This is a genomic window from uncultured Gimesia sp. (genome assembly GCF_963972345.1).
Classification (GTDB): Bacteria; Planctomycetota; Planctomycetia; order Planctomycetales; family Planctomycetaceae; genus Gimesia.
Map to the genome: position 1 here is coordinate 1 of NZ_CAXAVM010000157.1, position 16,823 is coordinate 16,823.

Genomic DNA, 16,823 nt, shown 5'->3' on the forward strand with positions numbered 1-16,823 from the left:
GCCAGCCGACAGAAGCACTACCTGGGAATCCCGGTTGCCAGGCAGGCCGCGATCAAGCTGCTCAATCAGGGATGCACCATTCAGGCAGTCAATCCCGTTAATACGTTTCACAAGTCGCAGTATCCCTCAGAGACAGAGCTGTTTTCTCCCGGTCGAGTCACTCTTCCGCCTGATCTGGTAATCACTCCGGAAATCGTCGAAGCCCTGTCACAGTTGCCTCCGTTTTACGGACTGGCGGCAGATGGGGTCAAAAACGCCGATCTGCTGTCGGAGATCCCCGTGGTGAAGTTGTGTTCGGGAGTACATCTGGCAGACTCGGATCTGACAGACCATGGGTTTGAGGCATTTATCAGGAATCATCCGGACGGATACGTGCATGCTGAGGGAACCAGGGTGACTCGAGAAAAAGTAGAACAGATGCACCACAGGTTCCGCTATGCTGCCTTTCATACCGATTATCTGGAAGGAAAACGCTGGCTGGCGATCAGGCAGAAAACCGGAGAACCGAAACCTGATCCGAATGAACCAACCAACCCCGATCCGGAAACGAGCGCTGCCGGGCTGTCTGATTCAGAACGGGAATTCGACGAATAGATGACAGAACTGAATGGTCCTATAAAATACAGACAGCGCCAAACGGAAATAGCTCGATCAGGATTTGAAGCTGGAGGATAGAAAATTCCAGATCTACGTCCCCCTGATCGTATAAGCAAACGCATTTCCCGCTCCTGACAGGGTCAACTGTTTCTGCTGCACCTCAGGCGAAAAGGTGAATTCACTTCTACACCTGTCTTCAGTTTTTAAAAAATATTTTCAACTCCAAACTCGCCTCTCAGCCACAGTACGACCTCATTCAGCAGAACCTGTAAAATCGTGTGTCGTGACCGTCATCCATGCTGACGGGAGTGTAGCAGAGTACCTGAACGTGTGGTTGACTTATAAGCATCGTTCACCCACAATTGTTACCAGCCTGACGGTTAGTTGCTCCGTTCCTTTCGCATAGTCCCGGGGCAACGAGACCCGCCCAGTAAGGAGCGCTTAATTTACTGGGTGGGTTTTTTGTTCGCTTTGATTTTCAACCATGCAGTCTGTCATGATATTTCACCGTCAGTTCTCAGGCCTGGGAATCATCAGATTCCTGCTCCTCTGATTCACCGGGCACACCCGACTACTGACAGTAATGAGAGACTTACCAACACACCGGGTCATTTAGCGAGTCGCAGCCTAGCCTGTCACCAGTTTCGTAAGAAACTCACCTTCGTTGACCGTGGGACGTTCGGGACGGCCATTATATTCATAAACCAGCTTCATGCGGTCCAGTCCTGACAGGTGGAGGATCGAGGCGTGCAGATCGTGTACGTGCATGCGATCTTCTATGGCCCGAAGGCCCAGCTCATCGGTGGTGCCGATGGTTTGACCCCCTTTGACTCCTCCGCCGGCCATCCACATGGTGAATCCGGTCGGGTTGTGATCGCGTCCGTCTCCTTTCTCCGACATGGGAGTGCGTCCGAATTCGCCTCCCCAGACGACGAGGGTTTCATCCAGCAGGCCCCGCTGTTTCAGATCCTTGATCAAGCCAGCCACTGGAAGGTCCATCGTTTTACAGAGCTTCGTATGATTGGCTTCAATGCCGGAATGGGCATCCCACTTGCTCCCGGCACCGTGATAGAGCTGCACAAAGCGGACGCCTCGTTCAACCAGCCGACGTGACATCAGACATAAACGACCGAAAGAGGATGTCTCTTCCTGATCCATGCCGTAGAGCTTGCGTGTCGCCTGGGTCTCCTGTGCGAGGTCGACTGCTTCGGGAGCTTCGGACTGCATACGGAACGCCAACTCATAGCTGGCGATGCGGGCTTCCAGTTCGGTCTGCCTGGAATGTGCGTTGGTAAATCCCTGATTCAGCGATTTCAGCAGCGAGAGTTTACTCTGCTGGCGCATGTCAGTAATTCCTTCAGGGTTGTTCAGATTCGGAATGGGTTGTTTGCCTTCCCGCAGTTGAATTCCCTGATAGACGGCCGGCATGAATCCGGTTCCCCAGTTACGCGGGCCATTCACAACCTGTGAGCGATTATCCTGCATGACGACAAATGAGGGGAGATCCCTGTTTTCCGAGCCAAGACCATAGGTGACCCAGCTTCCCAGCGAAGGGCGACCTCCCGTCAGCGAGCAGGTATTCATCTGGCAGACACTCGATGAATGATTCAGGCCGTCTGCCCAACAGGAACGGATCACGGCGAGATCGTCGACGCAGGTTGCAATCTCGGGAAGCCAGTCGGAGACCCAGGTCCCCGCTTCTCCATGCTGTTTCCATTTCCGTTTAGAGACGAGCAGCGGCGATCGCGATTCTCCCGCCGCGGTCAGGATTTTACCGAAACTGTCGGGGAGAGTCTGGCCGGCCAGTTTATTCAAGAGCGGCTTGGGGTCGAACGTATCAATATGGCTCGGTCCCCCTTCCATGAACAGGAAGATAATGTTTTTGGCCCGTGGTTTATGATGCGGGAGTGGCCCGGCGGATGTGGTGGATCGACTCGGGGCGGCTGAGGCTTCAGTCTGGGAGAGCAGGCTGGCCAGTGCGAGGGCACCGAATCCGTGGCCGCTTGTTTCCAGAAATTCCCGGCGGTTTTGAGGCACTTGAATATGTGGTATTGAAAACATGGAAGAACCTTAATGGACGTAGAGAAATTCATTTGAGTTCAAAAGGATATGGCAAAGATCGACGAAGGCGGCCCGTCGAGGATTGCCGGCAGATGATAACTGGTCTTCCTGCGTCAAATGGTGCTGATGATTCGAGCTGTCCTGGAACAGGCCCGGTACAGGATCGAATTTCCAGTAACCCAGTGTATCCTTCGTCACGGACTCCTGCGTGAAGAGCAGCGCCGGGGCGTCCAGTGCCTTTGAGGAAAAGCGGATATCGTCGATCAGACCGTCAAAGAAACTCTGTGAATTGCGAACCATGCGTCCGAAGGCGACAGGCAGATTATTATCCTGAATCTGGACAATCCGGTGTTTTTTCGTAATCCGGCCTAACTGCTCATCATCATTTGAGAGATCTTTGAGGAAGAAGTCGATCGTGCCTGCCTGCTCGCCTGAGACATGAAAACTGACGGCGGCGTAGTAGGGAGTGTTGAGCTGAATGTGTTGATCGGAAAAAATGATTTCGTCGCCTACAGAGCCGTCGTTCCTTTTACCGAACGTGCGGAAGACAAGTGTTTGAGGTTTTCGTCGTGAACCGCGACCCGTCACGCCAAAAATCCAACCCGGTTCAGGCACTTTCCCGGTCCACTTTGAAGCCAGCGTGCGCACCGCCCCTGATTCATAGATCGATCGGATCTGGAAGAAGACTTCGATCGTGCAGTTTTCCGGATTCAACTGCTTGTCGTCCGCGACGTAGAAGGGAGACGGTTTATCAGCATGAAAGACGACCGACTGTCCCGTGCGGTAAGGCATGGTCGCAGTTTCCAGCTCCTGTAAATTGACGGTGATTTTCTGTTCCGAGAACAGCTTAGAGTGGCGTGTGAGGAATGCTCTGGCGATGGTCAGTTCCTCTTGAGAAATGGTTCTGCCAAAGACGATCTCCCAGGCGCACCGCAATGCCGCTTCTTCTCTTTCTGCTTCCGGTGCTGTTGTTGATTCATCGTAGGCACGCTTTGACAGTTGATCGGCGAGTCTCAGCATTTGCTGGCTGTTGAAAAGTTGCAGCGATTGAACCGGCGATGTTGTCGTATCACGAGCGGGTACACTTACGAAAAACCGTGGTAAGTCAAATACATCCAGCAGTGGATCGCGACTGTTGCGCATCACACGTAAATAGATGGACCGTCTGGGAACGCTGGCAGCCACTCCGGGACCACCTGCCTGCAGATTCAGTTGACCTGTCACAGCCAGGATCGAATCGCGAATCTGTTCTGCATCGAGGCGGCGCGTATCCGCACACCAGTAATATTGATTTCCCGGATCGATGGCGGTCATCGCTGCCTCCTGTGGATGCCGGGCAGACTGGCGATAGGTGGCTGAGGTGACAATCAACCGGTGCAGGTTTTTGAATCGCCAGTCATCTTCGAGGAACTGCCGTGTCAGCCAGTCGAGTAACTCGGGATGATCGGGCGGTCCTCCCAGGCGACCGAAATCGCTGCTGTGCGGTGCCAGTCCTTTGCCGAAATGATACTGCCAGATACGGTTCACGATCACTCGTGTTGAGAGCGGATTGCTTTCCTGAGTGAGCCATCGGGCCAAGGCGCTGCGGCGACTGGTTGTCTCTTTACGTTCGGTGTTAAAATAGTCGTCGGCTGATTCATCCAGAACCGTCAGAAAGCCTGGTTTGCATTCCGTACGTTTTTTGGGGATGGTTGTTTTGGGCGCGACCGGCCCTATATCCTGTACCTGTTGTGCAACCGGCAGCGGAGCGGGTTTCAGCTTGTCATGCTTAGCAAGCTTGCGTCTCAGCGCGAGGACTTTTTCCTTGTCCTCCGGCTTCAACATTCTGTCGAGCCTGTCATAATTGTATTCCACCTGCCGCCAGCCGAGCTTGACCAGCTGACGCTCGCGCGGTGTCCGTTCCTCTTCCGGTTTAGCGATCATGGCCTGAATTTCAGGAGGAAACGACTTGACGACCGCCTGGGCTTTCTTGCGATAAGGGGCCTGGATCTCTTCGATTTCCTGCCGAATTTCTTTCGTCGCCTGCTCCCAGTCGGCCAGTTCGCGATTGTACTTCTCCCGTTGTTTTGTTGAAGCCGCTACCTGATCAGTCTGTATCAGGATCGGTTCAAAAAACGCCCGTAACCGGAAATAGTCTTTTTGCAGAATGGGATCAAATTTGTGGTCATGGCAGCGGGCGCACTGCATGCCTACTCCCAGGAAAACATCGCCGACTGTATCTGTCAGTTCGTTTAACATCAGGTTCCACTGACCGGCGACATCCCGGCTGTTCCATTCATAAGTTCCATGCGTGAGAAAGCCAGTTGCAATCTGGGCATCGACATCATCGGGAAACAGTTCATCACCGGCCAACTGCTCCTGAACGAACCGGTGGTAAGGCTTATCTTCATTCAGCGAGCGAATCACGTAATCACGGTAACGCCACGCATTCGGACGATAGCCGTCTGCACGATAACCGTCTGAATCAGCGTACCTCACAACATCGAGCCAGTGTCGCGCCCAGCGTTCTCCATACCGCGGGCTGCTAAGAAGACGGTCAACCAGCCGCTCGTACGCATCAGGTCTCTGGTCATTGACGAATTCCTGGACTTCTTCAGGCGTGGGTGGCAGGCCGTGCAGGTCGAAATAGACCCGGCGGATTAACGTTTTTCGATCCGCTTCCGGCGCTGCAGTCAGTCCCTGTTGTTTTAATTTCGAAAGGATGAAGCGGTCGACTTCATTTCTACCCCAGTCAGAGTCTGTAGTTTTCGGGACAGTCACATCCTGCAGCGGTTGAATGGCCCACCAGGTATGATCCTCATCAGTGAATGCGGGACCGTGTGCTTGACGAACCGGCACCGAGTCGTCCGCTCCCGGCCAGGGAGCGCCCAGGGCAACCCATTTTTCGAGGATCTTAATCTGCTTCGCCGGCAGTTTCCCTGCGGGCGGCATCTCGTATGATTCATAACGAATTGCTTCGATCAGTAAACTTTGATCCGGCTTGCCGGGCACCACCGATGTACCAGACTCGCCTCCCAGCAGGATGTGGCCGCGTGTGTCCAGTCGCAGTGCCCCTTTCTGCTCCTTCTCAGCATGGCAGGACCAGCAGTGTTCCGAGAGGAGAGGACGGACTTCTTTTTCAAAGAACTTGATCGTTCCTGGTGACATCTCCGCGGCATTCGCCGATGAGATCATCATCAAGGAACCAAAAAGAAGACACACAGGGTATTTGATCATGTGAAACATGTTAGTTGTGATCTTGCGAATTACTTAACGGGGGGGAGACCGACGATGACAACCGGATCAATACAGTCTTTGTCGTCCTGGGCATCCTGAAGAAAGAGGCCGGTGATCGACCCACCAGGTGGAATATTTAAGTCATCCAGATCGATTCCAATGGCAAACAGACGAGAGGGAACTCTGTTGATAAGCTGAGACTGTCCAAATTTGGGAAGAGGAGCCCCATCGTCGGCAATATCTTCACTCAAGTGAGTCAATCGACAGCCGGTCATCAACTGTGCCTCTGCAGAATTACCATCGATGTCGTATTTCCTGAATGTGGCGGGATGTGCATTCGGGTGATTCGTTTTCGGATACAAATGGAATCCATCTCCTTCGAGAGAGTGAGCGATTGATTGTGCATCGAAAATGATAATATCGGGACCAGGTGAATTAATAATGGGCTGATCAAAGACGATATTCATTCCCGGTGTTCCCTCTTTTCCTGAGACAAAATCACCCTCAAAATACTCTTTCTGACCACCGGGATTAATGAATCCCGCAGCAAATAACAGATTCATCGGACCAAATCGATTATACTCATCCGGGGGAGCATTCGCCGGGACGATACCAAAGACATTCGTCTGGGGACGAAAATGATTGATCCCTGGCAGAATGAAGTCGTCACGCTGATAAATGCGATTCACCCCGCCCCGTTGGACAGTCAAAGTTGAAAGCGCTTTGGCCTGCCCCAGGTCGTCTTGAATAGTTTCATACGCAACCAGACGATCGGGAATGGAAGCCACATAAGCATCTCCCTGGGTTTTCTCAACTCCCTCCCTGAGGTTCAAATCAGTACTCACATAAGCAGAATCGCCTTTGAACAGTGTTCGTTTTTGGGATTTCATCAGGGGAGTGACTTCGGCCTCACCATCCACTACCGAGACACTCGATGCCCCGTCTTCAGCAACCTCGACAGAAAATCGTGTACCCAAATCGACCACTTGACTGGTCGGCGTGGTCACCTCAAAGCCTTCAGCACCCGCAGGTGCAAAAACAGAGCACTTGCCGAGATTAACAACGAGCTCTTCATTATGAATGATCTGAAACTGAGCCGGTGCACTGAGAATCACTTCGGCGCCCGAAGCAAAAAGAATCTTGATCAACCCCTCCTGCAGCATGTAATGTTCCGAGAAGCGAAAGCGACTGCCAATCAGCATAGGCGAACTGGAACCGCGGAACACAGTTCGATGCCCTGCGATAAATCGCGCTTCAGAATAGAATTCGTCCTGTGTATTCTGTACGGTGATTGTTTCTTCCATTTTGGATAACTGATTCTGCTCGACGGCTTCCCTTTCCACGAACTGATTTCGTTGTTCAAACAGGGGTAACACAAAAAGAACGGCTACCACCAGACAGACTAAAGCGATTGCTGTCAGCGCCAGGCCGCTGAATGGGAAAGCGTATTTTCGTTCAAAGCGAATAAAGTTGAGTTCCGGAGCACTGCTGTCAACGCCTCCCAGGTCAATCAGTGACGCATCAAGCCACATGGTTTCCAGGTACGCAGCCTGACGCTCTGGCTGATCGATCAGCAACGACTCCAGTGCTTCCGCGTCGGCTTGATCAAGCGAACCATCGGCAAGCCGGCTTAACAGTCGTTCAAATTCTTCATCGTTTTTCTGATTGTTATCAGGCATGTTCCACCTCCGATACGCGCCGCCGCACACAATCTTTTAACTGACTCCGGATTCTGCCAACCCGGTCATAAAGCGCGTTAATTTTCATTCCTGTTTCTTCTGCGACGGCCGAGCACTTCCGCCTTTCCCAGTAAACCTGCTGGATTAACCACAAATCTTTTTGACGCAGCAATTTCAGGCATTTCTCCAGTGAGAGCATTTGAGTGCTATGGTTGTTTTTCTGTGCTGACATGCAATCGAACAACTGTTCGAGAAGCTGCTCCGAGAAAAGATGTCGATCACGTGAAGACACACGTAAAAAGTTTTTTACTTCATAAAACGCAATTCCCATCGCCCAGGGAAGAAAATCACAGTTAGAATCGAACTGGTCAAATTTCCCCCACATAATCATACTGCAACGCTGGTAAACATCTTCCGCGTCAGAGTGATCTGCTAACAATGAATATATAAAAGCATACAACTGGCGACGATGAGCCGTCAGCAGTTTTGTAAATTGTCTTTCCTGATTTTTCTGTTCCATGAGCTTGTCCACTATTCCGCTCCTCCCATCATGGCAACACGCAGCAATCCTGCTCTCTATAAGTAATCGTACACCCGGATGATATTACAGGTTGCGTATTCAAATAATCTACAATTTTTTCGTTATTCACAGGCTCAGACAGAGACCGTTCTTGACGAATATCCAGAAACTGTTTGTCCATCGATACAGATAAAACCTGAAAGTAACCGTTTTGACGTGGTGAGACGAATGCCCACTCAAACGCATTCCCGGCTGGCTGCACTGCAGTGACCCAACTTACGCTTTTCCCGCAGACATCGAACTGCCATGGAAAGCACCAACGGTGATGCACATCACAATTTCAGAAGTATCTGATTGACGCCTGTCACTTGAGTTCAAACTCGAAGCTGTTTTCACTGTCATTTGCTGTCACACGGGCTTCCAGGCCGCTTTTCGTAAGAATTCCGTATTTTGAAGGGATACGCGAGACGGGTGCGTTCAGAACTTCCCCTTCCGCGCTGACTGCTTCCTTACCGGGAAGCGGTGGTTGAAAGGCTTCGATCGTCACGCGATGTGGCCCTACGACAGCCCCGTCGCGCCCTTGAGTGGAAAGGCTGAATTGTCCTGACTCATCTGTTCTACCAATCGCAACCGGGCCTTTCTCTGGAGTGAAGGCAACGCCGGCATCAGCAAGTGGCTTGCCTTGCCATGTGACAGTTCCTTCGACGGCAGCGACCTGAGGACCGTCGCTCCCGCTACAGCCAACCAGTGCATACACAGAAATAAGCAGCAGAAAACCAGTGATTTTTTTCATTTGATGCTCTCATTAGATTTTGTTCATAGAGTCCGAAGGGATCGTCTGTAGCAGAAGGCGTTCTGTCAGCGCAGACTTACCAGGCAAGAGACGAGGAACATTCAGAGGGAATACCTGGGGCATTCTCGCGCTGTGATCGCTTACAGACTTCCAGTTGAAGTGAGTGCTTACTTGACTGGAAACAGATTCGCAGGGAGCCAACTCCCTATCCTCAAGCCTGAGACCCGCCAGTGCTTTTCCAAGCTGGAAATTGAAGTAAGCTGTGTTGTTTACGTGCTCCGTTGTCGCACTCTCGTGATATTGATCAACCCAAAATTGAAAATGACATTCCGCTAGTATTCACCAAGAACCGCGCCATCAGCTCGATCGCCCAGATGCTGGAATGTTTCGGCATGATCGATGTTCTCGCTGAGGAAACGCACGGCGCCATCGACCATCAAAAAGTGGGCTCCCCCTGAGTGCATCGACTTAAACCCAAGTGAGTAGTTCCATTGAGTATGAGCAGTGCAGGCAGAGTTTGTGATACGGCGTGAGGGGCCCAGCTGATCGCAGGTCGTGAATTCATTGATGGGAGTCAGTGTCATCGTTTCCGCGTTGCACGTTGACTGGGCGTAGGACCAACTGCCACGGTCTGCGTCCAGACACGATGGCAGTGTCTCTCCCACCTGAATGGTGTTTGAGCTGCCGTCCAGAACATCCGCGATACGAATACTGGCACCATTGCGGGAGATCATACCGGAAATGCCGCCCTTCAAAAGTGTCTTTCCATACAACGTTGACTTCAATGCGTAGACCTGAAAAGGACTGCAAGCGGAAGAACTGCTGGGCGCTGATTGAGACCCCATAGACCCGGCATAGTTACATTGCGCGTACCCGCCCCGAGGTTGATTATACGGATCGCTGGGACAGGTATAGAGCGTCATGGGAATTTCCCGTACGATTCTTCCGTCGGCAAGTGTTGCCTGCACTGCTGATGCAGTTCCGCCGGACATATCGATCTGATTGAACAATGCTGCCTGGTCAACGTTAGGCAAAATCCGGACCTGCCAGCTCACACGTGGCGGACGGTCACGATCTCCTGTTCCACCAATGGGAAACATCCCGTAAGTTTCATGATAGTTGTGAAGTGCCAGGCCAATCTGTTTTAAGTTGTTCTTACAAGTACTCCGGCGTGCCGCTTCACGTGCCTGTTGTACCGCCGGGAGGAGCAATGAAATCAGAATCGCGATAATCGCGATCACAACCAGTAGCTCAATCAGCGTGAAACCTGACCTTTTTCTATGACCGCGACTCAACATAACAAAGCCCTTCCTGAAACAAGATAATCAAACGATGAAATTAGAACTGAATGCAACAAAACAAGTCATGTAACGGCTCGGCGAGGATGAGTAGGTTCAAGACCACTCCCACGCACAGAGATTACTGCAATGATTCAACTCAGAAGTCAGAAGTATTACCTGTTCGATAACCATGAAATAAATGGTTGATCAAGATTTGATATTTATCACTCCGCGCAGCAACGAACCACTCGTTGAGAGAGTCGTTATCAACACGAGTACGGGCTCAATTAGAATTGGGTCATATAAGTAATCGTATGCTCGATGAAAATTTCAGGTCGGTTTTCGAAAAAATTTTCCAATTACTTGCATCAGGATTCACAAACGGCATTCGGTTGCCTGAATGACCCGCGATCTCTAATTCATCTCAGACAAATGAATCAGGTACACACTGCGGCGCACCTTTCACCCACTCCCAACTTCTGCTCTCACTTTGACTTACCATGATGAGAGCTCGCCACCCTGAATTACATCCACGGATATAAATACATTGAATCATCGCACTTCTTCTGTTATATTAAGTTTACTAAGATTTAGTACCATCCCTCATGTGGTTACCCCCTGCCTCCTGCCACAACTATGGAGCCCGCCCTATGGCAGCCAGAAGATTCATCGACTGTCTCGTGATTCTCGGGCTGAGTCTCTGTAGCAGCGTTTCTCTTTTCGCAGCGCCCCCTGAACTGGAAAGCCTGTTTCCGTTGAGCTGCCAGGCGGGAACTACAGCTGATATCAAACTGAAGGGAAAGAACCTCAATTCGATGCGCCTCTGTCAGGTTGCAGCATCGGGAGTTTCGGTCAAAGTCATTGATGACCAGAGTCTTCAGATCAGCGTTGATAAAAAGACGCCTGCGGGCATTTATCATCTGCGAGTATTAACCGATGGAGGACTCAGCCAGCCATATCCTTTCCAGGTCACTGGCTGGCCTGTCCTGACAGCAAAAGAAGAATCGGATCAGCCCGACTCTGCCCTGGAACTCTCACTACCCGGCGGTGTCGATGCCCGCTTCGAGCATACCGGAGATATCGACTGGTATGCGTTTGACGGAACTAAAGATCAACGGGTCACGCTGCGCTGTCATTCGAAATCCCTGAATAGTTCCGCAGAGCCCCTCCTGACTCTCATTGCTCCTGATGGTGAAGAAATCGCGTTTGCGTCCGACCACTGGCGGGAACCGGTTGTGCATGTGAAGCTCCCCCGATCAGGAGTGTATCAGATCAAAGTATTTAATCGCGATTACAGCAGCGATCCCTCTGCCCTGTATTATCTCTCGGTGAATTCAGAACCGAGTCTGCTGGCAGCCTTTCCTGCCCTGATCAATTCCGATCAACCTGCCAGAATCACCATTCAGGGAATCAAGCTGCCCGGCGTTTCACAGAATGCCTCACAGATTCTGCAACAAAAAGAAATCACGGTCGATCCCCAATCACTGACCGCATCGCATCAGCCAGTCACTGCTCTGCCCACCAGTCCGCTGAAAAACCGCTTTCAATTGGGTGTGCCGGAACTTGAGGGCACCGTTTCACTGATGACAACCGACCTGCCCCTCGTTGTTGATCAGGAACCGGAAAATCAGTCACAGAAAACGGCACAGCTAATCAAAATCCCCTGCGACATTGCCGGTCAGTTTCTGAAACCTCGCGACCTGGACTGGTATCAGTTCACCGCCGAAAAAGGACAGGAGTTGTGCATTCGTGCTTTCGGCGAGCAGTTGGACCAGCAGATGGATCTCGAACTGTCTCTGCTCGACAGTAGTGGCAAACTTTTAAAGAGTCTGACAGACAAAGCCGCAGCAAAAGGTACCGCGACACCGGTCTCTGCCGCCTCGCTCGATCCGGAGGGAACCTGGAAAGCACCGAAGTCCGACACTTACTATCTCCTGGTTCGCGATCTGTACGGCAGCAGCCTGGGTGGATTTGATCGACAGTACCGTGTCCGCATCGAAAATAAACAACCCGACTTTCAGGCCTATGCGCACCCCGCTGACAGTGATCGCTATTCCGGGATTTCACTCCACCAGGGCGGACACACGCACGTGGCGATTTACGTCGACCGCCAGCACGGATTTTCTGAACCGGTCCGCATTCAGGCCGTTGATCTACCCGAGGGACTGTCTGCTGACGAAGTCATCATTCCAGCCCACCAGAGCGAGGCCCGCTTCGCAATTTTCACAAATAAGAATACGCCGCGGAACATCGTTTCTCTTTCTCTCAAGGCAGTCGCAACTGTGCAGGATCGGGAAATCGTGAAACAGGTTCAGCCTCAAACTGATTCGCGCAGCAACTCGTTTCAACAAGTCGCCACACTGGCGGCAGGAATCGCGAAGCCAGCCTCGTTTTCAATGAAAATAAAACCCAGGCAGGGAAAACTGGCGCTGGGTGAGAAAGTTGAACTGGATGTCCAGTGGAAATCTACCGGTTCTGAGATTTCCGGCAATCCTGTTCTGAAGTGGCACATCGATCTGGTCGATGCCAAAGGTAAGCAGGTGTCCTTAATCAAACCTGTGACCTCACTCGATCTGAAATTTTCAGAGAACCTCCTCACCGCACAACTACCCCCAAAAATGCAGCCCGGGCAATATTCGCTCTGGTTATCGGCCACCCTCAAAGTCACACCGTTGCAGACTGACGATAAAACACAGAATAAGCAAAAGCAGGTCCAGATCGAGGCAGTTTCGAATATCATCACACTGGAGATACAACCTCTGTCCAATAAAAAATAAGATTCAACCTCGGAAAAAATGGACAAGATATAAAGATGCTCCACTCGCGTCTGTCAGCGGCAAGACTCATTCCAGGATCAATAACGGTTAACAGAAAATCAAACCTGACATGATGATCATCTTAAAACAATTCAAAACAGAGAACAGCTTCCACTTCTGTAAAAGCAGCATTGGAAAAGCCGTGCTCTGTCTGCTGCTGTCCCTCTTCGGGATGCTCCGGGCCGCGACCGCCTCTGAAGCGGAACAAAAACCGGCTGCGGAAATCCTGCCTGCCAAAATCTCTCCTCAGCAAACAGTCCGACTCAAGTCGTGGCCCGAGAAGATTCATCTGCGCGGTCGAGACAGCCGACAGCAACTCCTGGTCACCGGTTTCACCGCCGACGAGAAGACGTTCGACCTGACGCGTGCTGTCAAATTCAAACTGAAAGATCCCCAACTCGCATCCGTAGATGATCTGGGCGTCATCACGCCAGAAGCTTCCGGAAAAACCGAACTGGAAATCAGTTGGGGCTCGCTCAAACAGACCCTGCCCGTCGTCATTGAACAGGGGGAAACGTTTCTCCCTTTGAGTTTTGAAAACGACATCGCTCCCATTCTGACCCGACAGGGATGCAATGGCGGCGGCTGTCATGGGAAATCGGATGGACGCGGCGGATTCCAGCTCTCCCTGTTCGGTTTTCAGCCGGAACAGGATTATGAATGGATCACCCGTGATATTCGGGGCCGGCGGATCTTTCCCGCAGCGCCTGAAGACTCTCTACTGCTCCGTAAAGCGACCATGAAAATTCCCCATGGCGGGGGCAAACGACTGGAAGAATCCACCCCGGAATACAATCGGATGGTTCGCTGGATTGAAGCCAATACCCCACGCGGCCCGGCAGACACACCACAGATCGTCAAATTAACGGTTGAACCCGCGTTCGAATCACTGGGTCACCACGATCAGCAACAGCTGACCGGCACCGCCCATTATTCAGATGGTTCCCGCCGTGATGTCACTCCGCTGGTTGAGTTTCGCTCGAAAGATACGTCTGTGGCCACGGTCGACGCGCGGGGGCTCGTCACTTCCCTGGAACGGACCGGCGAGACTTCGGTGCTGGCACTCTACCAGGGTGAAGTCTCCGTCTCGAAAATTCTGGTCCCGTCCAACGAAACACCAGAAGCCTGGCCTGCGTTTCCCATTACGAATTTTATCGACGAACATATTCAGCGCAAACTGAAAGTCCTGGCAGTTCCCCCCTCTCCCCTGGCTGACGACGCCACGTTCATCCGCAGAGCCACTCTGCAGATCGCCGGTAAACTACCGACCCCCGATGAAGTCGACAGCTATACCCACAGTACCGATCCACGGAAACGTCAACAGCTGATTGATCGGCTGGTTCATTCGGGTGACTACGCCGATCACTTCGCTCAGAAATGGTCTGATCTGCTGCGTAACAAACGCCGTGGACAACGCAACCGCCAGCCCGGCACAATTGCCTTTCATCGCTGGCTGCGAAATAAAATAGCCGCCAATGCTCCTTACGATGAACTGGTACGCGGCGTATTAACGGCAACCGGAGATGTTTCGGTCAATCCTCCCGCGCAGTGGTACGCGGAAGTCCGCTATCTCGACCGGTATGTCGACGATATGGCACAGGTCTTTTTAGGACTGCGGATCGGCTGTGCCCGCTGTCATCACCATCCGTTTGAAAAATACAGTCAACAGGATTACTACGGACTGGCCGCCTTCTTCTCCCGTGTAAACCGCACCGGCGGAACCGGCGTTGCCGAACGGCGGGCCAATGAAATGATCTCCGTCAAACAGACCGGACAGGTCAAACATCCGGTCACCGGAGAAGTCGTCCCCCCACACGGGCTGGGCGGACCTGATCTGGAGATTGCTCCCTTCGAAGATCCGCGTCACTACCTGGTTGACTGGATGGCCGAAAAACAGAATCCCTATTTTGCCCGGGCATTTGTGAACCGGATGTGGGCTCATTTCTTCGGACGCGGACTCGTCCATCCGCTGGATGATCTGCGGGTCACCAACCCTGCTTCCAATGAACCCCTGCTGGAAGAACTGGCGGAGGAATTTACCCGATCGGGTTACGACATGCGACATATCGTGAACCTGATCTGCACCAGCACTACCTACCAGTTGGGTTCCGAAGCGAATGAGATCAACCTCGAAGAGACGCAGAATTATGCCCGCTTCTACCCACAACGACTCTCAGCCGAAATCCTGCTGGATGCCATTGATGATGTCACTGACACCCCCACCCGCTACAGTGGGCTCCCCAAAGCAACACGGGCACTGCAGTTGCCCGACGAAGACTATTCCAACCAGTTCCTGACGCTGTTCGGCCGTCCGAAACGCGAGAGTGCCTGTGAATGCGAGCGGGTTTCTGAACCCAGCCTGTCACAGTCGCTCTTCGTGATGAATAACAGCTTTATCCTTTCCAAAGCAATGGGCGGTTACGCTTCCACGCTCGCAAAAGATAAAAAGACAGAGGAAAGTAAAATCAGAGAACTGTTCCTGAAAAGCTTATCGCGTGAACCAACAGAGCGCGAGATGAAAAATGCGCTGGCCTACCTCGCCAGTGAAAAAGATAAAAAAGCTGCATTCGGAAACCTGGTCTGGACGCTGCTCAATACCAAAGAATTTCTTTTCGTTCATTAAGCAACCACTTACGCTACGATCTGAACAGTGAGTAGAATCATGAATCAACAATTGAACCAACGATGTTCCGGCCCTGTGGGTCGTCGGGAATTTCTGAAAATCGGTGGACTGGGTCTGGGTGCCCTGTCTGGCGGTCTGGATCCGAACCTGACACGACTGCTGGCAGGCGAAACACAGAACGCTCGTCCGAACAAGGACTTTTCCGTGATTCTGCTCTGGGCCAACGGCGGTCCCAGCCACATCGACACCTTCGACATGAAACCGCTGGCGCCGACCGAATACCGTGGCGAATTCAGTCCCATCAAAACGAATGTCCCGGGAATCGAAATCTGTGAACTGTTGCCGAACCTGGCAAAAATGGCGGACAAATTCTCAATCGTCCGCAGTCTGCATCATAACCGCAACGAGCATTCGGGCGGGACCTGTCGCCTGCTCTCCGGTTATACCCCGACGGCTGCCAATCCGGGAGACGCTGAATATCCCGAAATAGGCTCTGTCGTCGCCAGCCAGCTGGAACACCAGGTACGTGACATTCCCCTGTTCATCGCCAACACGAAATTTTACGGAGGAGGACCGGCCTATCTGGGCCCCGCCTACAGTCCCTTCATGTTCAGCGGCGATCCGAACAGCTCCAAATTCTCGGTGGATAACCTTTCTGTCAACCAGTCGGCAGCAGTCGCTTTGAAAAAACGGAATCAGCTGCTGAGCCAGTTTGACACTTTCCGCCGGGAGCTGGATAAAAGCGGATCGATGGCAGCTCTAGACAAGTTTAACAACAGGGCGCTGTCCATGCTGACCAGTGACCGGACGAGTCAAGCCTTCGATCTGTCAGCCGAACCGGAAGAGCTCCGCGACGAATATGGTCGAACAACCTGGGGCCAGGGTTTACTGCTGGCACGGCGCCTGGTGGAATCAGGTGTCCGGCTGGTCCAGCTGCAGGCCAGCTTCAGTCTCTCCAAAAAGGCGGGACGTACCAGCAACTGGGACGATCACTCCGTCAACGCCGATATTTTTCAGGCCTACCGGGAACGTATGCCGGTCTTCGACCAGGCGGTACCGGCTCTGATCAATGACCTGCATCGCCGCGGGCTGGATCAGAATGTGCTCTTTATTTTCTGCGGTGAATTTGGACGTACCCCGAAAGTTCGCCATCAGGATAAAAAGACCAAACGCCCGGGCCGCGATCACTGGTGTCGTGCCATGAGCATCTTTATGGCGGGAGGCGGCTTGAAGATGGG

The 16,823-nt window shown here is 52.3% G+C and carries 10 protein-coding genes; 4 read left to right on the forward strand and 6 right to left on the reverse strand.

What is annotated here, in order from left to right:
- Nucleotides 1–594 (forward strand): hypothetical protein (locus tag AACZ40_RS21360; RefSeq protein ID WP_339675776.1); only part of this gene is annotated, 594 nt, incomplete at its 5' end.
- Nucleotides 595–1,224: 630 nt separating this feature from the next.
- On the opposite strand, the gene AACZ40_RS21365 is transcribed toward AACZ40_RS21360, so the two are convergent.
- The 6 genes from AACZ40_RS21365 to AACZ40_RS21390 form a co-directional block, all read right to left on the reverse strand.
- Nucleotides 1,225–2,658 (reverse strand): DUF1501 domain-containing protein, encoded by a 1,434-nt coding sequence (locus AACZ40_RS21365; RefSeq protein ID WP_291174499.1) that lies wholly within the window; start codon nucleotides 2,656–2,658, stop codon nucleotides 1,225–1,227.
- 9 nt (nucleotides 2,659–2,667) lie between these two features.
- On the reverse strand, nucleotides 2,668–5,835 hold the full coding sequence (locus AACZ40_RS21370; protein ID WP_291174501.1) for a DUF1549 domain-containing protein: 3,168 nt from the start codon (nucleotides 5,833–5,835) through the stop codon (nucleotides 2,668–2,670).
- A gap of 68 nt (nucleotides 5,836–5,903) precedes the next feature.
- Nucleotides 5,904–7,553, reverse strand: a complete 1,650-nt coding sequence (locus AACZ40_RS21375; protein WP_291174503.1) for a FecR family protein — start codon at nucleotides 7,551–7,553, stop codon at nucleotides 5,904–5,906.
- A complete protein-coding gene (locus AACZ40_RS21380) occupies nucleotides 7,546–8,085 on the reverse strand; it encodes a sigma-70 family RNA polymerase sigma factor (RefSeq protein ID WP_339675779.1) in 540 nt (179 codons plus the stop codon). The genes AACZ40_RS21375 and AACZ40_RS21380 overlap by 8 nt, the downstream gene beginning before the upstream one ends.
- 352 nt (nucleotides 8,086–8,437) lie before the next feature.
- A complete protein-coding gene (locus AACZ40_RS21385) occupies nucleotides 8,438–8,866 on the reverse strand; it encodes a hypothetical protein (RefSeq protein WP_291174507.1) in 429 nt (142 codons plus the stop codon).
- Between the two features lie 332 nt (nucleotides 8,867–9,198).
- Nucleotides 9,199–10,164: a DUF1559 domain-containing protein gene (locus tag AACZ40_RS21390; protein WP_291174509.1), complete on the reverse strand. Its 966-nt coding sequence runs from the start codon at nucleotides 10,162–10,164 to the stop codon at nucleotides 9,199–9,201.
- A 632-nt stretch (nucleotides 10,165–10,796) separates the two neighbouring features.
- Here AACZ40_RS21390 and AACZ40_RS21395 point away from each other — a divergent pair.
- The 3 genes from AACZ40_RS21395 to AACZ40_RS21405 all read left to right on the forward strand — a co-directional run.
- A complete protein-coding gene (locus AACZ40_RS21395; RefSeq protein ID WP_291174511.1) occupies nucleotides 10,797–12,923 on the forward strand; it encodes a PPC domain-containing protein in 2,127 nt (708 codons plus the stop codon).
- 109 nt (nucleotides 12,924–13,032) lie between these two features.
- On the forward strand, nucleotides 13,033–15,585 hold the full coding sequence (locus AACZ40_RS21400; protein WP_291174513.1) for a DUF1549 domain-containing protein: 2,553 nt from the start codon (nucleotides 13,033–13,035) through the stop codon (nucleotides 15,583–15,585).
- Between the two features lie 39 nt (nucleotides 15,586–15,624).
- Nucleotides 15,625–16,823 (forward strand): DUF1501 domain-containing protein (locus AACZ40_RS21405; RefSeq protein ID WP_339675782.1); only part of this gene is annotated, 1,199 nt, incomplete at its 3' end.